Origin of the sequence: Devriesea agamarum, assembly GCF_900070355.1 — a bacterium.
GTDB classification, from domain to species: domain Bacteria; phylum Actinomycetota; class Actinomycetes; order Actinomycetales; family Dermabacteraceae; genus Devriesea; species Devriesea agamarum.
In genome coordinates this window covers 2,286,686-2,310,177 of sequence record NZ_LN849456.1, presented here as the reverse complement: position 1 = coordinate 2,310,177, position 23,492 = coordinate 2,286,686, and the positions used below count along the sequence as shown (strand labels likewise).

At 62.7% G+C, this 23,492-nt stretch carries 16 protein-coding genes and 1 pseudogene; 4 read left to right on the top strand and 13 right to left on the bottom strand.

Going from position 1 to position 23,492, the window contains the following annotated elements; genetic code table 11:
• Nucleotides 1–49: 49 nt before the first annotated feature.
• Nucleotides 50–1,588: an aldehyde dehydrogenase family protein gene (locus tag BN1724_RS09760; RefSeq protein ID WP_084252958.1), complete on the bottom strand. Its 1,539-nt coding sequence runs from the start codon at nt 1,586–1,588 to the stop codon at nt 50–52.
• A 139-nt stretch (nt 1,589–1,727) separates the two neighbouring features.
• On the opposite strand from BN1724_RS09760, the gene BN1724_RS09755 reads away from it, so the two are divergent.
• Nucleotides 1,728–2,408 carry an arsenate-mycothiol transferase ArsC gene (locus tag BN1724_RS09755; RefSeq protein ID WP_172797110.1) on the top strand — a complete coding sequence of 227 codons (681 nt, stop codon included), beginning with the start codon at nt 1,728–1,730 and terminating at the stop codon, nt 2,406–2,408.
• Between the two features lie 82 nt (nt 2,409–2,490).
• On the opposite strand, the gene BN1724_RS09750 is transcribed toward BN1724_RS09755, so the two are convergent.
• From BN1724_RS09750 to BN1724_RS09720, 7 genes are all read right to left on the bottom strand, one after another.
• Nucleotides 2,491–3,891: a M48 family metallopeptidase gene (locus BN1724_RS09750; RefSeq protein ID WP_084252956.1), complete on the bottom strand. Its 1,401-nt coding sequence runs from the start codon at nt 3,889–3,891 to the stop codon at nt 2,491–2,493.
• A 243-nt stretch (nt 3,892–4,134) separates the two neighbouring features.
• Entirely contained in the window at nt 4,135–7,284 is a 3,150-nt protein-coding gene (locus BN1724_RS09745) for a choice-of-anchor M domain-containing protein (RefSeq protein WP_058235203.1), read from the bottom strand.
• A 180-nt stretch (nt 7,285–7,464) separates the two neighbouring features.
• On the bottom strand, nt 7,465–8,352 hold the full coding sequence (locus BN1724_RS09740) for an anchored repeat-type ABC transporter permease subunit (protein WP_058235202.1): 888 nt from the start codon (nt 8,350–8,352) through the stop codon (nt 7,465–7,467).
• On the bottom strand, nt 8,349–9,272 hold the full coding sequence (locus tag BN1724_RS09735; RefSeq protein ID WP_231928290.1) for an anchored repeat-type ABC transporter ATP-binding subunit: 924 nt from the start codon (nt 9,270–9,272) through the stop codon (nt 8,349–8,351). Before BN1724_RS09735 ends, BN1724_RS09740 begins: the two co-directional genes overlap by 4 nt.
• Nucleotides 9,272–10,492 carry a choice-of-anchor M domain-containing protein gene (locus BN1724_RS09730; RefSeq protein WP_058235201.1) on the bottom strand — a complete coding sequence of 407 codons (1,221 nt, stop codon included), beginning with the start codon at nt 10,490–10,492 and terminating at the stop codon, nt 9,272–9,274. The genes BN1724_RS09735 and BN1724_RS09730 overlap by 1 nt, the downstream gene beginning before the upstream one ends.
• Nucleotides 10,489–12,291 carry an anchored repeat ABC transporter, substrate-binding protein gene (locus tag BN1724_RS09725; protein ID WP_058235200.1) on the bottom strand — a complete coding sequence of 601 codons (1,803 nt, stop codon included), beginning with the start codon at nt 12,289–12,291 and terminating at the stop codon, nt 10,489–10,491. The genes BN1724_RS09730 and BN1724_RS09725 overlap by 4 nt, the downstream gene beginning before the upstream one ends.
• Nucleotides 12,288–14,222, bottom strand: a complete 1,935-nt coding sequence (locus BN1724_RS09720; RefSeq protein ID WP_058235199.1) for a choice-of-anchor M domain-containing protein — start codon at nt 14,220–14,222, stop codon at nt 12,288–12,290. Before BN1724_RS09720 ends, BN1724_RS09725 begins: the two co-directional genes overlap by 4 nt.
• 394 nt (nt 14,223–14,616) lie before the next feature.
• Between BN1724_RS09720 and BN1724_RS09715 the strand changes: the two genes are divergently transcribed.
• Nucleotides 14,617–15,636 (top strand): LacI family DNA-binding transcriptional regulator, encoded by a 1,020-nt coding sequence (locus BN1724_RS09715; protein ID WP_058235198.1) that lies wholly within the window; start codon nt 14,617–14,619, stop codon nt 15,634–15,636.
• A 244-nt stretch (nt 15,637–15,880) separates the two neighbouring features.
• Complete coding sequence (locus BN1724_RS09710; RefSeq protein WP_058235197.1) at nt 15,881–16,915, top strand: MauE/DoxX family redox-associated membrane protein; 1,035 nt, start codon at nt 15,881–15,883, stop codon at nt 16,913–16,915.
• A gap of 224 nt (nt 16,916–17,139) precedes the next feature.
• Here BN1724_RS09710 and BN1724_RS09705 read toward each other — a convergent pair whose 3' ends face one another.
• The 3 genes from BN1724_RS09705 to manA form a co-directional block, all read right to left on the bottom strand.
• Entirely contained in the window at nt 17,140–18,579 is a 1,440-nt protein-coding gene (locus BN1724_RS09705) for a phosphoenolpyruvate carboxykinase (ATP) (RefSeq protein WP_058235196.1), read from the bottom strand.
• Nucleotides 18,576–18,929 (bottom strand): PqqD family protein, encoded by a 354-nt coding sequence (locus BN1724_RS09700; protein WP_058235195.1) that lies wholly within the window; start codon nt 18,927–18,929, stop codon nt 18,576–18,578. Before BN1724_RS09700 ends, BN1724_RS09705 begins: the two co-directional genes overlap by 4 nt.
• 62 nt (nt 18,930–18,991) lie before the next feature.
• On the bottom strand, nt 18,992–20,200 hold the full coding sequence (gene manA / locus BN1724_RS09695; protein ID WP_058235194.1) for a mannose-6-phosphate isomerase, class I: 1,209 nt from the start codon (nt 20,198–20,200) through the stop codon (nt 18,992–18,994).
• Between the two features lie 109 nt (nt 20,201–20,309).
• Here manA and BN1724_RS09690 point away from each other — a divergent pair, with 109 nt between their 5' ends.
• Nucleotides 20,310–21,170: a nucleotidyltransferase family protein gene (locus BN1724_RS09690; RefSeq protein ID WP_084252955.1), complete on the top strand. Its 861-nt coding sequence runs from the start codon at nt 20,310–20,312 to the stop codon at nt 21,168–21,170.
• A gap of 94 nt (nt 21,171–21,264) precedes the next feature.
• Here BN1724_RS09690 and BN1724_RS13345 read toward each other — a convergent pair.
• Nucleotides 21,265–21,477 (bottom strand): annotated as a pseudogene (locus tag BN1724_RS13345) (VanZ family protein); the annotation flags it as partial.
• 189 nt (nt 21,478–21,666) lie between these two features.
• The gene (locus BN1724_RS09685; RefSeq protein WP_231928218.1) at nt 21,667–23,181 is read right to left on the bottom strand and encodes a sugar transferase; all 1,515 of its coding nucleotides are present in this window, start codon (nt 23,179–23,181) and stop codon (nt 21,667–21,669) included.
• Nucleotides 23,182–23,492 lie beyond the last annotated feature (311 nt).

Here is a 23,492-nt window from a genome sequence, read left to right as displayed (position 1 = left end):
ACGTGGTCAGCGGATGGTATACCGCGGTGTGCCGATGTGCCTGTTCGCGTTAATCGAGCGGGGTATCTCGTCCGCGCACCACACCGAGCGCTTTCAAAGCGGCACGGGCAGCCGGGCGAATTGGCGGACGACCCAGAGCAAGAGTGTCTGGCAGGAGCGGTTTAACCACCACCGGCTTGGCGTGGGTGAACGTCTCTAACCCCGTGCGTCCGTGGTAGGCGCCGTACCCGGACTCCCCCACCCCGCCGAACGGCACCGCGGGCGCAGCGAGATGAGCCAGGGTCATCCCCATCACCACGGAACCAGACGAGGTGTGCCTGGTCAGCAGGGTCCGCGCGGTCTTATCGCGGGTAAAGACATATATCGTCAGTGGTTTGTCGCGGGATCGGATGGCATGAATCGCCGCTGCGGGACCATCCACCGCAACCAGCGGGAGGATCGGCCCAAAGATTTCGTCCGCCATCACATCGTCGTCCCAGGTCACCGGGGCCATCACGGTGGGTGCGAGGTAGCGGGTCGTGCTCTCGTGCTGTCCCCCGTGCACGATCCGATCCGGGTTCAGCAGCCCCACGAGCCTACGGTGGTGCTCAGCCGAGATAATCCGTCCATAGTCCGGGGAGGTGGCCGGGTTTTCACCGTACATGGCGGTGATGGCGCAGCGCAGAGCGGGCACCAGACGCTCAAGCATCGCCGGGGATGCCATGACATAGTCGGGGGCGACGCAGGTCTGCCCCGCATTCGTAAACTTTCCCCACGCGATGTGGCGTGCAGCAACTTCTAGTTCGGTCTGTCGAAGGTCATCGCCCACATACACCGGAGATTTTCCGCCAAGTTCGAGCGTGACCGGGCTCAGATGTTCGGCTGCTGCCCGCGCCACGATCCGGCCCACGCGGGCCCCACCGGTGTAGAAAATATGGTCGAAACGGTGACGCAAAAGTTCTTTCTTCACGTCGGCGCCGCCCTCAATCACCCGGCAAAACCCGGTGGGTAACCGCGAGGACACAATCCGGTGAAGCACGCGGGACGTGGCGGGGGCGAGCTCACTGGGCGCCAGCACCGCACTGTTTCCTCCCGCGATAGCCGCAACCAGCGGGGCTAGCGCTAACTGCACCGGATAGTTCCAGGGCGCGATCACAAGGCACACCCCGAGCGGTTCCCGCCAGAGCCGAGCCGTTGCCGGTCGCAAGGACAGCGGTAACGGCAACCGCTGCGGGTTCAGCCAGCGCACAAAATGCTTCAGCATATGGTCAATCTCGGACACAACCAGAGAAATTTCCGTCACCCGGGCCTCATCGGCTGACTTCCCGAGGTCCTCGTGCAGAGCCCGGCAGATCGCAGGGGTCTCCTCGAGGACAGCCGTGCGCAAGGCGATTAATGCGTTGCGGCGAGCAACAAGCGATGCCGTGCACCCCACCTCAAAAGCCTCGCGTTGAGCCGCCATCACCTGGGCTACCGCCGCGGGCACATCCTCAGGTTCACGTTCCCCACACGAACCAGCATACGAGCCAACGGTCGAAATATCAGGCGCCGATGGTTCATCATGGCGATCCGGCGAGGCGGCGCCCACCTGGTCTTGCGCAGAGGTCATCGCGTCTCTCCTCCCCACGGCGTGAAGCACAGTGAACAACGTCGGCCCCATCGTGTCACGTTCCTCAGCTCCCACTGTGTCACGTACCACCACACCCGCGTACTTGCCCAAATCCCCATTCTCTAATACACATGTCAGGGTGAACGCTCAGCGGGAGACCAGGACACCTCGCGGTCGCCGCCGCGCCGCCACCCCCCAAGCCCCCGGGGGATCCCCCCGGTCGGGATCCCTTGCCTCAGCGCCAGCTGCGTCAACACCTGCGCCGTCGCGGCCACCGAGGGTCCTATTCGTGTGCACCGGCAACGTCTGCCGGTCCCCGTTTGCCGAGGTGGCGTTAGTCCACCTGCTGCCCGATGGGCTGCCCACCAAAGAGCGTGTCGGGGTTGCCTCGGCTGGCACCACAGCCATGTCGCGCCACCCGATCGCCCGTGAAATGCATGCTCCGTTGACCGACCGCGGATGGCAGGCCCCGCAGTTTCGAGCCCGTCAGCTCGACTGGGAGATCATGAGTAACTCCGACCTGGTGCTCACCATGACCTGGGAGCAGCGGTCGCGGATTATCGAGGACTGGCCGGTTTTTGCGCGCCGCACGGGTGTGCTGACGGGCGTGCCGTCGCTCGTGGTGCTCGGCCCGCCAACAGCGCAGACCATCGCCGAGTGGACGCGCACCTTGCGCGCACGCGAGGTACCCGATATCCCGGATCCGTACCGGCAATCCCCCGAGGTGGCTACGACCGCCGCCGCATTAATTGAACAGCACGTACGAACCCTGGCGGGATGGCTCAGCCCAACCCCACGGTTAGGGCGGCATCGCAGCTGAGCTCGCCACTGTTCCTTGGCCTTGGGCCTAAACCCAGGCCTTAACCGTGGCCCTAACCCTGGCCTTGACCTTAAGCCACGCTTTAGCCCTGACCTTGGCCTTGATCTGGGTCCTGATGTCGGCCCTGGTCTTGTGCCTGTCCCCGATCCGGACCCGGGCCCGGGTTGTGAGGCTGGCCCGTAACGTGGCTCTGATCTTGACCCGCGGTATGGCCATAACCTGTGCCTGAGTCGTGTCCATGGCGGGGCGCATTGTGTGCATAACCCGATCCATTGTGGCCGTAGCCAGGACCATTGTGGCCGTGCGGCGTAGAGGCGGAATACGAGTACCCCATACCCGAGGTTGAGGCGATATCCCGGCGCGTGAATGGATGCGCCACCTGAATATCAATGGTGCGCGGACCATCGCTGTAATCGACCCCGGGATACCGACCAAATTGCGGCTCCAGCTGCGGGTTGCGCAGGCCGCGGGTGCGATCGAGCAGATCCCGCACTTCCTGCGGGCTCGGCCAGTACTCGGTGAAATCATGACCGGACGGCAACGGCGACTCATAGCCCTGCGTACGCGGACGGAAGAACAGACGCCCGGGGCGATTTCGGTCCCTGAGCGCGTGAGTTCGCCACGTGATCACGGGATGAGATGAGCGCCAGTTCACCACGTGTACCCAGAACCCTTTTTCGCTGGCAGCGCGGTCGGCAAGTTCGTGCACATTCACGTGGGCGTTTAAATATTTCCCTCCGGACAGCAGGGCCATGACACCGGGTGCACCCTGCGGACAGTGCGCATACCCGTAGTTATCGGCGGTGTATTCCTGGGACCGAGAGAACGCATCACCCACAAACGGTATGACCCGAAAGAGCTGGGTAAACAGCAGCCGGAAATAGCCCACGTGACCAGCTGCGAGATGGCCTACTTCATGGGCGATCACAAACCGTAAGGCCTCGGGGTCGCGGGCCGTACCGCCCACCTCAAATAGGTCAGAGTGCACGGTCACGAACCGCCTGAATCCATGACCGACAGCAAACGCGTTCACCGTCCCGCCTCCGGAGATCACATAGGCGTCGGGAACCCTGCGCAGACCAAAATCTTCTGCCGCCTCAACCACCATGCGGTACCCCTCGGGGAACTGGGTGAGGGACATTTTCACGCCGTTCGCTCTCATCCGTCCGTACATAAACGCACGGGCTACCCATAGGAGCAGTGGCAATGCCCCCAGCACCATAAACAGGTCGAGATAATCGCTGTCGATGCTGAATATTGTGGGGCCACTGCCGCGTGCCAGGTTGATGACGGTGAGGATCAAGGCGAACCACCACCCCAGGTAGACCAGCACGGTAAACACAATGCCGATCACCAGAAGCGGGATCTCTCCGGGATGACGAATACGGCGTCTACCTAGCAGACCGTGCGTAGTCGCCCCGTTGATCAGGTTAGGGGCTGGCACTTTACCCGGCAGACCGGGTCCCATCACTGTCGGCGGCATGACACTCCTGAACACTTGGCATGGTGGCGGAAACTGCTTCCCCACCCAAAAGCTTCTCTAGCCTAAAAGCTGGTCTCGTCAGGACTATCCGACCTTCGTTGGTTCCATGGCCATATAAAGATGGCCCGCCCGGCTGCCAGGCATCGACCGCCGCAGCGGAAGACGCGAGAACACAAACCGGACGGGCCACCGACGGGCTCCGAAATGTTACTGCTGGACGAGTGGTTACTGCTCTTACGGCACCTACTGTTTGCGCAGGGCTCGCGCCGCAAGAATCCCGAGGGCGATACCGCCGCCGATCAGAACCACACCGGCTGAGCTCAGCACACCAGCCCAAAAACTCGACACAGTCTCAACGGAGAGGGCCTGCGCGGAACCGGGAGCCGCGACCGGCGACAGCGGGGTGAGCGCACGCGCACCGGGCGTGGACTGTCCTGGTCCTTGCACTGCACCTGCCTCTCCCGGGGCGGGAGCGGGCTCATCTGCCGGCGGTAACGACGTGTCGGTTACCGAGTTGCGAGCGAGCACGGCAGCAGCCGGGAGTGCTGAGTCTGGCCCTATCGGCCCCGGACCAGCCGCGAGGTTGGGCTGAGGAGCCATCGGTGCCGCCGGAGGGGCAGGTACCGGCGCCGGAGCCGGATCAGACGGAGTGGCAGGGTTAGCAGGCCCCGGAGGAGCCGGCGGAACACTCGGGGCGGGGGGCTGACCCGGGTCACCCGGTTGACCGGGCTTACCTGGCTTATCGGGCTTACCAGGGCCCGGCTTTGCAGCGAGTAGGGCATCACCTGCTGCCACATAGGCGTCACCGACCAGGAAGGAGGTCTTCAGATCCTTGCTCACCTTCTGACCGTTTTTCAGGGTCGCGGTGAAGCGGAAGGACACTTTGTAGGCGCCCTGTCGGGTGAAGAAGAAATTCTGATGGTCGTGAGCAGGTGCCGAATACACCAGTGCGCTGGCTGGGTTGGTGGAATCCAACGCGGTTTCGTTGCCGACAATGCCAGTGTGACCGGTGAACATGGCGCCGGGGCCTGAGAACTCACCGATGGTGACGGTGACCGCTGAACCCGGGGCGAGCTGACTGTAGTCAATGGCTTCGGTTGAGAATCCGAGCCAGGGCAGATGCGGGTCTTGCACCTGGGGCAGCACCCATACCTGATCCTTCTCGGTGTGGGGACGGATTTTCTCGAATCCTCGGGCCTGCGCGGGGATGGTCAGCTTTGCCCGATCAGGCACCGCATAGCTGAAGGTTCCCGACGGGCGCTGAACTTCGTGCGTCGGGTCGGCACCATCCTTGAGGGCTACGCGCAGCCCTTCTTTTTCTAGGTAGGCCGCCTGGTCCATGTGTCCGGTGTGGATTAAAACCTCTGGCAGACCCCAGATTGCCGAGACTTCTTTGCGGGCTTTATCCGCGTCGGGCTTTACGCCGGGCTCAGGGGCTGGTTTGGGTCCGGGCTCAGGCTTAGGAGCCGGTTTGGGCTCTGGCTTGGGTTTCGGCTCTGGTTTGGGTGCAGGCTTCGGCTCAGGAGCCGGTTTCGGATCCGGTTTGGAATCAGGTGAGCATGACGGATATTTACCCGTCGGCAATTTGTTTTTATCGCCGCGTAGTTCCCGCACATAGTTAATTGCCTCGTTGCCGACGGCAATATACATATTCCGGTCGCCATTGGCGAACTTATCATCACCTTTGTAGGCGCCCATGACAGACACGGTCGCGGCATAAATTCCGGGATGCGTGAAGTAATAGTCGGAATACGAGAGGCCGGGCTTCTCCAGCTCTTCGATATCGCGCGGGCCCGTGCTGTCACTGCGCATCAACGGAGTGAATGAGGAACCGTCCTCGCTCCATTTTCCGCTGGCCATCACACCGCGTTCCGGTCCGACCGCATAGCTGAGGTAGGCCCACAGCGGTCGCACCAAGCCCGTCCGATCCGCTTTCGTGCTGTCAATACCGATACGCGGCGCTACCGACCCGGGTTTACTGCTGAGATGCCACGACCAGTTGCCCCGGGTGTGGGCGCGCAGGTCGCGAACACCCGGTTTATCAGGCAAACAGGTCAGGGTCGCATCGGGAACCTCAAGAATGCGTTCATAAGGATCCACTGTGTCGTCGGCGGTCTTACCGTCTTTATTCCGTAATGCCCAGACGGCATCAAACGGCGCAATGGAACCATCCGGTTTTTGACCACCTCCGGTTGCCTTCAGAATGAGGCTTTCGGCAGTGACCGGATGCTTGGGAGCAAACTGGTTGTCCGTCCAGGCCTGTTTAGCCTGGGCCTCAAGCTGATCTCGGGTAACTGTCGGCGGTCGCTTGTCATCGGCCGGAGTCGGCGATGGCTTATCGGGTTCCGGGGCCTCCCCCGGGTCTTTCAACCCAAGTTCGGTGCGAATATCCTCCGCGGTTTTTCGGATCGGGTACAAGCCGGTAGTTGTGCCCTGCGGAAGCCCCACCTGTTCGTCAGTCCCCACCAGCCAGGTGACGGGAGTCTTGGGGGTTTGCTGTTTTTCTCGGGTGCTCTCAACCACCAGCGACGCTTGGAACATCAGCTGATATGCGCCCGGTTTAGTGAAGGTCCAGTTATTGTGCGTGTGCGAACCGACGCTCAAGGTGACAGTGGAGTAATTCTTATCCACCGATGACAGCAGCCGACCACCGCCGGGGGCGCCCTGCTGATAGGAGAAAAGTTCCACCCGCCCGGGCCCGCGGGTCTCCACAAGCGACAAATCTGCGGCGCCAAACCGAACATCTGTCGGTACCTTATGTTCGTGAGCGGGATCAAACGCGCCAACCCCGGCCCACACCGGTTCCCAATTCCCCATATTGGTGATCGGTGCCCACCACACAATCCGGCCCGGGGCGCCCAGGAAACGGTAGCGATCCTCGACGGGAACCACCATGCGTGACACCTCGGTGCCGTCGCTCGCCCTACCTTCCTGCGGCAGCCGGATGCAGACGTCATCGGCGTTGGTGACCGCGCTACCGTCTACGACCATCACGGAGAGTTTGCCGTTTTTGCGGGTCACATATGCAGCGTCCACATGTGCGTGGTACACCAGTCGCTTACCAGCGCACATATGCGGAACCTTGCCGGCAGTGTCAGCTTTCACTCCCGGGGCCGCGAACGGTGAATCCTTCGCCACTTTGAGGTCACGGGGTACCACCGGGCCATCGCTGCGGATACCCGGCTTGTGGTCGGAGTCGCCCGGCACATCTACGGTGGCCTGGGCGACGGGAATCGTGAGCATCAGCAGCATCGCCGCGATGGCAACGGCTGCGCCCGGGACCTTTCCCCAGCGACGAAGCATCTGGACGATGCGATGCCATCTTGGGGATCGGAGCGGCGAGCGCTCGGGGAGACGACCGGTGTGCATTCCGGTCGTGGGAGGACTTGTCATAACAGTATCCTTTCGACCACGCGTTTTGGTTCTCGCGATGTGTGCGGCTCAAGGCCTATGCGTACATGGGTGCGGTCAGCTAGACCGCTAAATCTGGGGAGTAGGGGTGTCTGCTCAGCCCGCCTGGGGGCAGATCCGTTGACAACGGATCTATCGGAAACGGGTCTCTCGGAAAAACAATCAGGCCACCTCACGTGTTGTGCTGCGCCCCCTCCAGGAGCGCACCAGCATGCTGATCGCACCCCGTCGAGGTGCCGCGCACCAGGTGAGAATGAACAGGACGGTGGAACACAAGACGATCGCAGCACCGGTCGGAATCGCCAATGACCAGGACAGATAGATCCCTAAACAGGACGCGACGAGTCCGAATGTGGGTGCGAGCGCCATCATCGTGCCGAGCCGGTCGGTCAGCATCCGGGCGGTGGCCGCGGGTGTGACCAGCAGCGCGAGCACCAAAATGTTGCCGATGGTCCGCACGCTCATCACGACGGCTGCGGTCACCGACAGGTAGATGAGGATGTCTATCCAAAACACCGGCAGGTGTGCGGCTCGGGCAGATTCCCGGTCGAGTCCGGCAGCCACCAGGTACCGCTGGAAAAGCAGCAGCACCGCGAGCACAACGCCCCCGATCACGGCAACCACCACCACGTCGTCATCGGTCACGCCGGTGAGGGACCCGAAGAGGAACGACTGCAACGAACCGGTGTATCCCGGGGTTCGGGAAATCACCACCAAGCCCACGCTGAATGCAGCGGCGAAAAATACCCCGATCAGGGTGTCTTCGCGTAGGCGACGGTTCTGGGAAAACACCGCGATCATCAGGGCCACGGCGATGCCGGAAACCGCCCCACCCAGCAGGAGGGAGGTTTGCAGGGCAAACGCGATGGTGATGCCTGGGAACACCGAGTGGGCCACGGCTTCTCCAATAAATGCCATACCGCGCAACACCACATGGCAACCGACCACACCGCAGATCACCGACGAGAGGGCCGCCACGACCAGCGCCCGTGGCAGGAATGCTAACTGTGGGGTGAACAGGTCGTGTATGAAGTCCAGCGGAGAGATCACGCGGACACCTCCGATGAGCACACTGCGCGCCGCACAAGCGAGGTCGATCGGGTGCCGAACGTGTCAATCCACATCGACGGTTCGGTGAGCTGGCTGGGCGGCGCATCGGCAACTAGTCGCCCGTTGATCAGCAGCAACCGGTCACAGATATCGACGGCGGAGGCGAGGTCGTGGGTGGACATCAGCACAGTGCGTCCTTCAGCTGCTAGCTCGCGAAACAGGTCCATCAGAAGGTCCTGACTGGGGTCGTCCAATCCGGTAAACGGCTCATCGAGCAGGAGCAGGTTGGGGTCGGTCACCAGTGCGCGGGCGATCAAGACCCGCTGCCGCTGCCCTCCGGATAACTCCGCGAGCGTGCGGTTGGCAAAGTCCGTCATCCGCACTTTGGCAAGGGCTTGGGCGACTGCGCGAAAATGCGTCACACCGGGGCGTCGCCAAAACGGGAGGCCGCGCCCGGTAAACCCCGATAGCACCACCCCTTCCACGGAGATGGGGAAGTCCCAGGTCACATCGTGTCGTTGCGGCACATATCCGAGGGCGCTGACCGCGCTGCGTCCGCTGGTTCCCGAGATTGTTACCGACCCTGATCGGGCCGGAATCAGCTGCATTATCGTCCGCAGCAGGGTGGTTTTCCCTGCCCCGTTGGGGCCGAGCAGGGCCGCAAATTCCCCGACCCGTAGCTGCGTGCTGACGCCGCGCAGTACGGCCCGACCGCCGAGGTCCACGTCGAGGTCGCGGATCACGAGGACGGGATCACCCGAGTGCCGCTTAGAGGTGGCTGACTCCGCTGAACCGACAGGAGCTGCGGGGATGGCGGGGGCGGCGGGGGCGGTCGCAGTGCCCTCGGTTCCCATGCCTTCGGGTCCAGTTCCCTCGACCGCAGCCGCCATAGCGCTTGCCGCGGGGGTCGCCGATGACATCACGAACGCTCCCCGGGTCGGCTGCTGCTGTCCTCACCTGTCTGGGTCCCGTCGGCTTGTTGGCCTCCGGAGCTGTGGCCTTCAGCCCCGTGAACTCCGGTATCCCGACCGTCAGTACCCTGACCTGCGGCGTTTTGTTCGTCGGCTTGCTGCGCGTTCTCCGCATAGGCGGCGGCGCGGGCCCGGCGGCGGGAGCGTGCGGAGAGCACCGCAATCACGATCACGATGATCAGGACAACGATGACGGCTATGACCACGCCTGCGACCAGTTGGAGCGAACCGTCGCGGCCTGCGCTATCGGATGCGCCGGGTGCTGAGTTTTCGGCTGGGCTGAGCTGGTGGCCGCGGTCCCAGGTGGCGGCGAGTGCCTGCTGCGGGTCGGTGCCCTGTCCGACCGCAAAGCGCAGTTGCCGGGCGTCGGTCACCGTGGTGCCGTCGGCAAGGGTCGTACGTGCCCCGATACGAAGCTGGTGTATTCCCGGTTCGGTGAATACCCAGTTGGCGTGGGTATGGGTGCCAAGGTCTACGAAGATCGACTGGGCGTGGTCAATCGCAGAGCTGAACAGTTGCTGTGGTTTACCGAAGTTTCCTGACTGTAAGAAAACCGTGGCCTGGCCCGGTCCCTGATGCCCTTCGTACGACAGGGTGACACCGTCACGCGCCGAGTGGGCGACCTCCGGGGCTTGAGTGTTCCAGCCGAGCCAGACCACTCCGGGGATCTCTTGTTGCGGCACCGTATATACGGTCTGACCAGCGCGGGCACCGGTGAAGTCATAGTCATGTCCGGCGGGAAGGGTCTGGCGTCCGGCATCGCTGACCACGAGCACCACATCGTCAATGTGCCGCCAGATCGGGGTCTGGCTGGAGTCGTCGCGGATCATGAGTTCCCACGTCCCATTCAGATAGCGCGGACCCATATCGACGTGTCCGGCGGAGATGGCGACCGGGGTTCCCTTGGGGGCAATTGGTTCGTTCGCGTTGACCTGTTGGGTGAGCGCGGGGTCAACGGGTTGCTGAATGGTGGGCGCGCGATGCTGGGAGGGGTCCGGGCTCGGAGCCGGATTATCGGCTCGGGCGCTGCCTGCCCAGATCGGGAACAGTGCGAACACAGCGAGCACAGTGGTAAGCAGGGCAAGCACCGTGAGAACTGCCGTGTGGGCGCTCTGTGCGGCGGGATGCGGGGTGTGGGCCGCATCCGCCCGGGGGCGGAGGCTAGTCATGTCGGTTCCTTCGCGGTTCGAGGCGATGCCGGGGATGAGCCGGGGGTTGAGGTATTCGGGATTGAGGTGCTGATGTGCTGCGGGAACGCCGTGGGTCCAAACCGTGGCGGCGGCAGCGATTCGGGAAGCAAACAGGTGGACAGCTGGTAGGCGTTCTCGGTCACCAGGCCGACATAGGAGTGCACTGGTCCGGCGAACGAGTCCCCGTAGATGGAGCAGATCTGCACCCCGGCGGCTCGGGCAGTTGCCATCAGGTCGCGGGAACCGTTTGCGAGGTTGGGTTCGACGAACACGGCCGGAATGTGCAGCGAAGTCAGCGTCCGGGATAGGGCAACCAGGTCCCGCGTGGAGGCTTCGACCCCGGGCGTTGGGGTGACGAAACCGGCGATCTGCAAGTGCTCTGCCGCGCCGAGGTATCCGAACGCGTCATGGGCGGTAACCAGGCGTCGCCGGTCCACCGGTATCCGCGCCAGCACGTCATGGATATACCGCTGGGCAGTTCTGAGCTCCCCGATATACCGGTTGGCGTTCTCCCGATAAGTCGAGGCGCCGCTGGGGTCAACAGAACTCAAGTGGTCACGGATCGCTTCGACATAGGCGATGCCGTTGTCGACGTCGTGCCAGAGGTGAGGGTCGATTTCGCCGTGAACGTGTTTGCCGAGCACGGCCTGCGGCAGTTGGTAGATTTCACGGCCTGGGTTGCCCAGGAATCGAAAAGCTGGGGAGGGTGGGATTTCGGTTAATGCGGCCTGGGGTACCGCGATCACGGTGTGCGCGGGGTCGAGGTCGCGGTGCCCGCTGGCGGGGAGGTGATTGTCCGCAGGCGGGGCAGCGCGATTCGCCGTCGGGGCGGAGCGGTCGGCAGTCTCAGGGGGCTTGGCAGCGGTGTCGGCCTGAAGCACAATGTTTTTCTGGCCGAGGTCGGTGGTGATGTCGGTGTGACCGGCGTCGAGCACCTCGGCACCTTCCATCCCGGGAATTGTCCGGGGATCGACGCCGACGGCGATGGTGATCACGCTTGAAGACAAGGGTTGAGCAGCGGCATCGGGGTGTGCGATCAGGTCGCTGCGTACGTGCAGACGGTAGACCCCGGGGGTGCTGAACGCCCATGACATGTGGGTGTGCGCGTTCAGCGGTAGCGCGATGCGGTCGTGGTCGTCGAGTCCGTTGGCGGAGTCGATATAGGACTGAGGTTGGCCGAACGTTCCGGTGGTGTATGCGAACAGCGCGCCGGGCCCCTCCACCCGGGTCGCGATGGTCCGCACTTCGGCGTTGTTGTAGGTGGTGGGGTCAAGCCCCGCTGCGCGTCCACGCACCCGCAGACCGAGCCAGATTGTTCCCAGTGATGGGTCTTCCACGAGTCTGCGATGCACCCCTCCGTACTTGGGTGCGAGTTCCGCCAGGGCCACCGCATCGACGCCGTCGGGAAGATTCGCGGTGACGGCGCGCAGCAGCGAGGTTTCTTCAAGCAGCAGCCCGTTAGTAAACGCTGCGTCGGCGTACGCGATGGAGCGCACATTGGCAAGGCTCGGCTCGTAAGTGTGCGGGTCGGCGCCCTCGGGGATCAGCGTGGTGACGTGCCCTCGGGTCCCTGCGACCTGCCGGACCATATCGCCGATGAACCCGGTGGTGGCGACCAGGTTTAAGGGGGTGCCTCGGCCGAGTTGTTGGGCATCGGCGCGCTGGGAAGACGCGCCGATGCCGGCCTTGGAATCAGCTGATGAGCCAGAAACCTGGCAGCCGCTGAGAATGAGCGCTGCGGCCGTGAGTGCCGCAGCGATCCGGGGGGAGATTCTCATGCTTGGGGCTGATCAGGGGTGTCAGAGGGCTGAGAGGTCTCTGAGGTTTGGTCGGCGGTCGCATCTGTGGGAGCGGCGGCGGACTGCGCCAGCTTGCGACGGATCGCCAGGTAGATCACCAGCGCGGTGACGAACACGGCAACTCCGGCGGCTGCGAGGGCAATGCCGATCAAAAGTGCCCAGGATGGTCCCTGCGCGGAGACTGGCTGGATGGCAGCCTGGTTGCTGGGTGCGTGGGCTGCCGGGGCGGGCGCAGCCGCGCGGGGGTTCGCGGTGCTGGCGGCGAAGGGGTCGCAGGGCTTGCCTTCGGGGTCAACACCGACCGTGGTGGTTCGGATGACGGTGCCGTCTTGATTCGGGCTGAAGACGGAGGCGGCAGAGGCTTTTACCCCGCCGAACCAGCGCTGCCCCACGACCGCTCCGAAGTTACCGGAGGTAAAGGCGGCGAGTGCGCCGGGGCCCTCGACGGCGTCGAGTGTCCAGGTCACCGGTCCGGTGGTGCCACCGGTGATGCTTTCATGCTGGGTGTTGGCTCCGAGCCAGGGAACTCCTTCGACCTGGGTGGAGGAGATCATGTGGATGCCGCTGCCTTCGGGGGCGATGAAGCCGATGCCTGCCGGAGCAGTGGTTTTTGCTCGATCCGATAGTCCGAAGGTGAACGTCTCTGGGGGTGCCCAGGTGGCGGGCTGGTGCCGGTCGTCTTTCACTTCGGCGATCAGCTCACCGCCGCGCAGGATGCTCCCGAGGTCGAAGTGCCCGTTGTCGGCGTTGCCATGTCCGCCAACGTCAAAGCGCAGGGTGACTGGTGCGGTGACCTGTTTACCGTCGGTCCGGGTGGCTTTTTGCGTGATCCGCACGGTGTACTGTCCCGGTTTGGTGAATACCCAGTTGGGGTGAACGTGGGTATTGGCGGGGATGGTGATCGTTCCACCGGTTGCGGTGAGTTGCTGCGGGCGCAGTTCATCGGCTTGGGCTGTGGTGATGGTGTCGGTCTGGGTGCGAGGCGTGCACATGGTCGGGGCTTGCTGCGCTTGGGCGCCGGGGGCTGCCGGATTCTCTCCGGCGGGGCGGTCAATGCCGCCGGGTACCGCACCCGGGTCGGTTCCGCCCGGGGCACCCGGTGGCATGGCCCCTGATTGTGCCTGGCCTTGTGGTGCGGCCCCTGGTGCGCCGGCGGGGCGTTCGGCTCGGCCTGGGCTGCTGGCTCGTCCGGGTTTGGCTGTGCCCTGTGCGCCGGGGATGTTTTTGGTGCCGACGGAGAAGGTGTACCAGTAAGCGGGCGTTTGAGCCCATTGCCCGCCCTTGTGGGCGCGAGCATAGACCGCCATGGTGTACACGCCGGGCCTGGTAAACAGCCAGTTTGCGTGGGTGTGGGCGGGTTCAGCTTGGGTGAGGATGGCCCCTGAAGTGATTCGGGCTGATCCGTTGGCGAGCATTGGCTTTACCCCACCAGCGGGGTTTTGCTGCCAGAGGTACACGTTGCCCGGCCCTTTGACCTGGGAAAAGATAATGTCGACGCTGCCAAATCCGGCTTGCGCAACACCTTGGGTGTCCCATCCGGGCCAGGGCAGGGAGGGGTTTTGGGTTTGCGGCAGGGCGTATCCCGCAGTGCCGATGCCGGGCAGGGACGCGGTCGAGTTGGTGTAGGCCTGGTCTTTGACGCCGACGATGACCTCGCCCGGGTTGCGTGACACGTGGTGGCCGGTGACGTCTTCCTTGAGTGCGAGGGAGAGCTGATTTCCGGATGCGGTGACGGTGAAGAGGTCCATGTGTCCGTGGTCGAGGACGATCACGCGCGCGTGGGCGGCGGGTCCTCCGACCAGGATGAGTCCGCTGGCGAGCGCGAAGGCGAAGATTGCCGCGAGGATGCGGTGGCGGAAGTCAGAGGGCTGAGTGCGGGTTGAGGAGTGGCTTGGGCGTGCGGGGGTCACGGGCGCCTCGGTCTTTCCATGTTTCAGCGGGGTGTTTCAGTGCCGATGCTCTGTGAACGGTCACCAAATCGGGAAGGGTGGTGATTGTCATTCTCAACAGGCGACAAGTGTACGACCTCTCATCTGGGCCACTCAACTACACAAACGAACAGTCACACACATCACAACAACCCCCTCAATACCTTCCTGTGCACGCATTTACCAGGCGTTTTAACACCCACAAAAGCCACAGCCACCGAAACGTTGGAACCACCCCGGGCGCCACAAGAACATCCCCCAACTACCCGCACACCCCAACCGACCCACAGTCCCACCCGCCGACAACACTGTCGCTAATCTTCTAAATCTCACGATAAAACTCCGACGGCCTACCCCGGCGTGACACGATGGTCTCGTGTCACAACCCGTCCCCCCGCGCCGACCCTGGCAACCCCCACATCTGCGCGACGTTGCGCAGCGGGCAGGAGTATCCATCCCCACCGCCTCACGAGCCCTGTCCACCAATCACCACTCGCCACGCGAGGACGCCTCCAGCTCCCCAACTCACCGCGCCGTGCAGGAGGCAGCCCGCGAACTCGGCTACCTCAAAGGCAGAAGAAACGAACCCGCCCGCCCGCATGTCGCCATCCTCACCAGCGATATCAGCCGCAGCGGATACTGGATGACACTGGCCGGCGCCCTGGACACAGCCCGCGATCTAGACGCGAATCTGACCATCCACCTCGTGCCAGGCGCAGTCGCATCGCGCGCCGACACCATCGCCCAGCTCCTGACTGAAAAACTCGATGGCGTTGTGGTCATGGAGTTCGATACCCCCTGCAACACACTGATCCACGAACTACCCGTAGATCTCCCCCTCGCAATCGCCGGTGGCCAACCAGACGGAGAAACCGAACAGTACCCGCGCGCTTGGACCGACGACCGCCGCGGAGCACAGCAGGCCACCGACTATCTGCTCGACCTCGGGCATCATCACGTCGACTACATTGGCGTGCCCCCGGCCAACTATCCAGACCCTCGTGCCCAAGGCTGGCGCGACGCACTAGCCGCTCGCGGACTGAACCGGCCCGAACCGCTGGGCGTCGGTTGGTCGGTCACTACGGGTCGTCGACTGGCCCGCATTGTCGCAGAGCGCCGGACCACCGCGGTGCTGTGCGGAAATGATGACCTTGCCGCTGGCGTCGTTGCTGAACTCACGGCTTTGGGCATCTCCGTCCCCGGCAAGGTGTCAATTATCGGGTTTGACGACCACCCGTACGCCTCCGCGATGACTCCCGCCCTGTCTACCGTACGCTTGCGTTTCTCACAGATTGGCGCTGCTGCCACCCGTCTCGCGCTAGGACTGGACACCGAATCCGTGGAGATCCCAGCCGATCTCATCCTGCGGGGATCCACCGCCCCGCCGAACAGCTGAGCACCGGACGACCCATTCAGAATGCCCGCGGGCCCTCTGAGACACAGGCGAGGCCTCCAAAATGCTGATCGGACCCAATAACGCCGCAGTCCCTCCGGAACGCGGGTGGGGCCTCAAAACGCTGATGGACCATCCCGCGCGCCCGACAGAACATAATTGAATGACACATCACCGGCAGAAACCGCCTGGCTGAGCCGCAGCGCCGCAGAACGCAGCGAGACGGAAAGTGAAAGGAAATCCTGGCATGTTCGTCGTGATCTGCTGGTTCGTGCTGACTGCCGTGCTGGCGGTCAGTGCCATCGCCAAATACCTGGATGTTCCTGGGACCCGTCGGGCCGCACGTGACCTGCGTCTACCCCGACCGTTCGAGAAAACCTGGTGGGCGCTGTGTCTGCCGACCATCGAAGCTCTGCTCGCCATCGGGTTGACGCTCACGGGCCTAGGAGGTGCGGCGGGGATGCTCGGACGCGCCGCGGCGTGGGCAACGGTCGCCCTCATGCTGGTCTATACGGTGCTCATCGCGCGGGCGCTGCGGTTCGATGATCCTGTTGACTGTGGCTGTTTCGGCAAGCTTGCCCCGATGCAGGTCACCGTCCGCACCCTAGTCCGCAATCTTCTTCTGCTCGGCTTCGCCCTTGTTTTTTCGCTGGTATCTACGCTTGGCGGCGGGCTATGGTCCTACTTGTCTGAGCATGGATGGTCTGCGCTATGGGGCCTGATCGCGCTGTGCGCCGCCGGGGTGCTGGCGTCGCTCATCCTCAGCCCGGGCCGAGCAGCTGCCCCCTCATCCGGTTTATCCCCGGCTGAAGACGACTACCTCCGCACACCCATCCCGATGGGTCTTGCCACAACGTCTGCCGGTGAGAATGTGACTCTTCGCCAGCTCGCCAGCACACGGGCCGTCGTGCTGGTCATGGTGACGCCCTGGTGCCGGTACTGCCACGATGTGTTGCCCCTCGTTCCCGAGTGGACCCGCTCACTATCAAGCATTCTCGATGTGAAAGTCATGGTTTTCGGCACCTCGGACGATGACGGAATACAAAAAATCCGTGACCACGGTATTGAGGATGCGAACATCCTGTTCGACCACAACGACAGCGTGTCACTGGTCATGGACTACCCCGGCGCACCTTCAGCGGTCTTGTTAGGAGCTGATGGCCTGCTGGCCGGTGGGCCAGTATCCGGACCCGACCAGATTATTCAGTTTGTGCGCGACATTCACACCGAGGTGACCGAGCACCTGTCGGAGAGCACCTCGGCCCCGGGCATTCCCGGGTAACCAGAGCACTCCCGGGTAACCAGAGCAAACCGCTCCGATCCAGGGCGCTCCGCAAGCCTTACGCCCCGCAAACCTTGCACCCCACGAGCCTTGCACCCCACGAGCCTTGCACCCCCAATGCACACGGAAACGCTCGGCCCCTTGCCCCGCTCTGGTATAGCCAGTTGCGCCCGGACCTACGCCCAACTCCCCCGGGTTTCTGTCAGCCAGCCCGTATCTGTGCCTTAGCTGGGGAGAGTCGTCGCTAGCCGGTTGCCAATGAGGCTGCTCAACGCAGTGCGCAGACCGTCCTCGATCAGGGCGGGAGGAACGTCTTCTCCGGAGTTCAGCGCATACTCTAAAAGCTGGGCATAGGACAACACGCCATCTTCGTACAGGGATAGCCACACGGCAGCGCCAGCCCCGCTCAAGGTGATGACCTGACTGTCGCGCAAAATCATCAACCCTTCCGGCAGGAGCCCCGCATCAGCAAAGGGAAGCAACTGGTAGGAGCAGCCGGTTAAATCCTTACCCTCAATGGTCTCGGTTCCTGAGTCACTGGGCTCGACCGGATGGGCGGGGCCAATCGTGCCCGCTAAGCCAAACGCATGTGCGGATTCGATCATGCGTGCAGAGCAGACCGTGCCTGAAAAATCACCTGAGTTCTTCGTCGTCTGCCCCGCAGCCACACCCACCGCCTGCGAGAGCGGCAGATGCTCCCACATCTGTTCCGGGGCGCCAGTCAGGGAACTGCGCAGCGCTGTCACCAGATCACCAGCTTCCCGGTAGGACGCCTTGAGCACCCCAAACTGGCCCCGGCACAATCGCACTAGCAGCTGCAACGCGTCCGGCAGCGCCCACACCGAGCTGGACTGGCTCACGATAAAGGGCAACGCTTCCATCAACGAGGCCGACGTGAGCACGGGCGGCCCCTGGTGATGGTCACTGCGTTCCAGCAGCACCACCGCGACCGGCGCACTAGCTCGATCGCCGACGCGCATGCCCAGCGCCGATGGCGCAAAGTCTTCTTTGTAGCGCGAACGAATCGAATCCGTAGGTCGTTGTCCCTCACTCACCACCCGAGATATCGGTTTGGCATAGGCCTCAACCGCGAGGGTCCGCGGGTCTAGGCAGGCCATTTCGTCGGTGAGGTAAAGTCCGTGGCGAGCCAACTCGATGGTAGCGGTCGATTTGCCCGCCCCTGAGGGTCCGATCAGCAGCACCGGACCGAGATCATCGACATCAACCACCCCGGCATGCAACAGCAGTCGCGACCCCACCAGGTGGCACAGCAGTTCCAGCGTGAGCTGACCCGATAGGTCAAAGTCGTAACCGGGCCCCAAACTTGTTGGTGGACCGACCACGATCGAAGGTTCGGCAGACATCCGCTGTTCAACGCCCGCCAACCGCCCTTGGCACACGGGCGAATCAGCGGCACGCAGATGCCCCCATAGAGAGATCAAATGCGCTCTAGCATCAGCATCCTCGGGCAATCTAATGCGCGCCCAGCAGCCAGCAGCTTCAATATCTAAGTAATCCGGGTGCGACAGGGAATCGGAAGATCCCACACTCTGGGTATCTCCAGTGCACTGGGGATACTCAACGCCCCGCATATGCACAGCACCTTGCGCATCAATGGCACCTGTGAAGCCATGTCTCGGTGGATCCTGGTCAGAGTGATTCATCGGCTAGGTCGCTCCTGCTGGGGTCGTCCTGGTCGGATGTGCTCCCGTTCCCCCGAACTCGCGGACATGCCATCGCTAACCACCACAAAGCCGTGAGCGACCAGATCATTGAGCAGCCCAAGAAGCTGATCCCGCGCCTGATCGGGAACATCATCGTAGCTTTCGAGGACTTCCGTCAGCAGATCGTCAACGCGCAAACCTGGGCCCTCCTGCTCTCGGCGTGCGATCAGCAGATCGCACAGGATGGCAACGGGCCCAGATACCCGCACCACGGGCCCATCCGGAATCCTGCCCAGTGCTAAGTCCTCGCCGTCGTCGGTAAAAGCCACCCACGGGTGAAGTGTCACCATGTTTCGTGACGATACAGGCGATGACCCCGACCCACCCGGAGTGTTCACTACGCGGGACTGAGTCACGGAACCGCCCCCTGAACCACGCACCCGCAACCGCCAGCCCACACGTCCCCATCCTCGTCGGCGACCAGCACGGCTTCTCCCGCGCGCACCAGCATGCGGCCCGTTCCGGTCTCCACCAAGATCTCCCCCTCAACCGCCAGTAAGATCCGAGCCCCGGACCCCGGAATCCGAGTGCGCGGCTGAAATGACCTGCCGCCTTCTAACCGGGTTACCGACAGTTCAAAATCATCGACCGGTGCGTAAAACACATCGGTGCCGCCGACAGCCCGTTCAGCGGCCACCCGCATGGGAGGAGCTGCCACACAACTGACGCAGCGCAGCATTTCGTCCGCGTCAACCCGCTTGGGCGTAAGCCCAGCTCGCAGCACGTTATCTGATGCAGCCATAATCTCCACAGCGAGCCCGCTCAGGTAACAGTGAACAGCCCCCGCCGGAACAAACATCGCTTCCCCCGCCTCAAGCGTGACTGGATTCAGTAGAAGGGCGGTCAGCACCCCGGGATCCCCCGGATGGTGCTCGTGCAGCGAAGCGACAATCGCATCGATACGGGGCGACGGCGACGTGCCTTCGCACAGGCGATGCGAGCAAGCGACAACCACCTGTTCAATCATCGTGGGTGTGACTTCAATGTGCGGGGACAGCAGTGCCCGAAATGCCGCACGCATACCTGTCGCCGTCGGCTGCGAGCACAGCAGTGCGTGCAAACGATCTGTGAGATCTACGCCCAGTCCCTCCAAGATGGATGCCGCGCGACGAGGGGTGCGAAAGCCGCACAGAGCCTCGAACCGGCTGAGGGCGAAAATCATTTCAGGCTTGTGATTGTCATCGCGATAGTTGCGCGCCGGATCATCCAGCGCGATACCGGCTGCGTTTTCCGCAGCATAGGACTCCCGGGCATGGTTCAGGCTCGGATGCACCTGAAGCGACAGAGGTTTGGCCGGAGCAATCATCTTCAGCAGATAGGGCAGTGTGGGCCCGAATCTACGCAGTGAAGCATCCCCCAGCACGCGCCGAGGTTGGGATTGGATGAACGCATCAAGCGTGATCGGCCCGCCATCTCGCTGCACTAGTGCCGGCGCCACGGGATGGGCACCGAACCAGATCTCAGCAAATGGATCCTGATCGGGCTCCACCCCCAGGAGACGCGGCAACGCATCGACCGAGCCCCAGGCATAGGACTGGCGCCGCCCCTCAAGCATCCACATGTCGTCGTGTCCTTATCGTCGTTCTCGAGGGACGTACTGTTCCGTCCTGAGCGCCTGCCCATCCGGACCTGGTTCGGTCCGATGTCCGCAATGCACCTACGATGGTCACATGTCCATCGATCAGGTTTCCATCCCGGCTCTTTTGGAGCTCGGGCACGCCTGCCTTGAATTCATCGGACGCGAGGCAGGCGCCCGCATTCTGCATATCAAAGGAGTGGCTCTGCATCCCAAGCTTGCAGATGGACGCCCTGCGAGCAGCGATTGCGACGTCATAATTCACCCACATGACGTCGAACAGTATCTTAGCACCCTGATAGCGCATGACTGGGAGCAGATCACCCACTTCCGGCATGGCTCGGTGTTCCATCACGCCGCGACGTTTTACCACCGCACCTGGGGCACGGTGGATGTGCATCGCACGTTCCCGGGCCTCGACCAGGATCCGGTTCGCACCTTCGAGACGCTGTGGGCGGAACGGGAGAAAGTCACGCTGGCAGGCTGGGATATCGAGGTGCCATCGCTGCGAGGTCAGCGTCTGCTGCTGCTTTTGCATTCGGCGCGGGATGCAATGGGCAAGTCTGGGCATGATCGCAACCGCACCTGGGAGATTCTGTCGGCAGATAAACGCGAGGATCTGACCCGCCTCGCCCACGATCTCGGCGGTGAGGTTCCGTTTGCCGCTGCCACCGGAAACCTGCCTGCGATGCGCGGTAAGCCCGGCTTCTATCTGTGGACGGCCGTGCTTGCGGGAGAGGACCCAGGTGAGGTGTGGCGTGCGCGGTTCCGCGATGCACGCGGGGTCCGTGCTCGCGCCGCGATTTTGTGGGATGCGCTTCATGTCAACCCCGATCACCTGCGTTTGCGCCTGGGGCGGACGCCGACCCTCCGGGATTGCATCCAGGAGTGGTTTTTGCGTTTTCCACGTGCGGCGATGTCTCTGCTGCATCACCGGCGTCGTGTGGACGATTAGTCACACCTCGGGCGTCTTGGCGAATACCGCCCCGGTGACGGGTGTGACGGGCACGGCTGACAGCGATCCACCACATGCCACGCCCGATCAGGGCGCCGATGAGAACGCCGCAGCTATTGGAGATAACGTCGGTCACCGTGCCATACCGCTGTGTCATCACTAGGGCTTGGAAAAGCTCAATACCGCCACTCAATACCACCCCGGCGACAACCCACCACCACGTCCGCCGAATAATGGTTAACGCCGCGACCAGCGGAACAAAGAGCGCCACGTTGAGCAGGTCATCAAATCGGTCGAGACTAATCATCTCCGCTAAACCGAGCGGTTGCACAGCGCGGTAGTAGAGAAATACCACTAAACGGTTAACGGCCCAACCGCTAGGCCATAAAACGAGAACTCCTCCGGCCACGAGGCTGAGCACAGCCACCGCATAGGCAACCGCACACAGAGACCGCGGCACAGAGCTATCCAAATGAGTGGGGCGTGACGTCACGTCTCAGTATGCCCCGCGAGGCGAGAGAACAGCCCGCGCGGTGCGCAGTAAAATGCTTACATCCTGTACCAAGGACCAGTTGTCCACGTAAAACAGATCCAAGCGCACGGTTTCCTGCCAGGATAGATCACTGCGCCCGGAGACCTGCCAGAGCCCGGTAATTCCCGGACGCACCGACAGTCGCCGCACCGCCATTTCGTCATATCGAGCAACTTCGCGGGGTAAAGCAGGTCTAGGCCCGATCAAGCTCATATCGCCACGCAGCACGTTATACAGCTGCGGCAATTCATCGATGCTGTAGCGGCGCAAAAACGCTCCCGGGCGGGTGACTCGCGGATCTTTGGACATCTTGAACATGATGACGTTTCCGCGGTCGGCCGTTCCCGGGGTGAGTTCGGCAAGTTTTCGTTCCGCATCCGGAACCATGGTCCGGAACTTCAGAAGGGTAAATTCCTTGCCGTCTCGACCGACTCTGGTTTGCCGGAACAGCACCGACCCCCGGTCGTGGAGCCGGATCCACAGGGCAACTATCGCCATCAAAGGAGCGATGCAGGCAAGGATGCAGGCAGCCCCGGCGATATCGACCATGCGTTTGGTCCAACGGGTGGCAGCTTCAGCGCGGGGCCGCTCAAGGTGAACGATGGGCAATCCCGCAACCGGCCGCATCGACACCCGGTCACTGGAAATCTCCGACAGCGACGGGACCACGATCATCTCAATCTCGCTCGCTTCCAATTCCCACGCCAAGCGCCGAAATTCATCAGTGCTGCGGGAAGCCCCTTCGGTAAAGACCAGCACCGAAGGACGCACAGAAGTGATCACATCATGGAGCTGGGTTTGGTCGCCGAGAATCTGGATTCCAGTTTCTTCGGCTGCATTGAAATCCTGCGCGTTCACGACGGCGCCGACCACCCGATACCCCAACCAGGACTCACGCGTCAGCGTTGCAGCAACCGACTCCACATGGTGTAGCGATCCGACCATCAGCACTCGGTCCAGCAACATGCCGCGTCGATGCATCAGGTGCAGGATCCGGCGCACGAAAAACCGCGATATCAGCAGACCGACCAGGGCAAAGAGCCCCATCGCCACGAAGAAGCCGCGCGATAGCGGGATCTGCAAAAGATACGCGCCAACCCCTATCAGCCCGGCGGCTGTGAGGCTGGCGCGCAGCACGTTGCGGTACATTTCGGTGCCCTGGGTCAAAAGACGCGTCCTATAGGCGCCGAAAACAGCTAGGGATACAAACCAGGCCACCGCAATGACGAGACTGGCTTGACGGATCGCGTCGTCGAGATCTCGGGCATCAACAAGAACAGGGATAGCTCTTCGTGCTTCGCTGCCAAACCAGGTCGCAAGCGCAAGAACAGCAACATCACCAACGACAACTAGCGATGACACAAGACGCCGGTAGTGGCGCCGGGGACGCCGAAAACGTTGACCGCGCAACGGACCCGTAGCTATCGCAGGCACCATGGGATCGACGCCAACGTGCCGATCAGAATGAACCAAGGCCACGAAGACTCCTGGAGTCGAGAAGGCAGACAAATGATGAGGAACCGGCGTGCGCTCGGCATTAATCTGCATCCCGCACAGGGCCTGACCCCGAATTTCATCATAGTGATGAACAATACGGCTGTCACGGCATTTGGGGTGGGATGTACCTCACCAAAAGCCACCAAACGCAGGACGACTCACACGCAATTCCACCTTCACCAGCAACTCCTCCAATCGCACCATAGCTAGAACCATCGAGATGTCCCGATAGAGAAGATCATCACACTGCTGGAGAAGCGATAGTCAGGGCACAAATCCGTCGAGGCACCGTA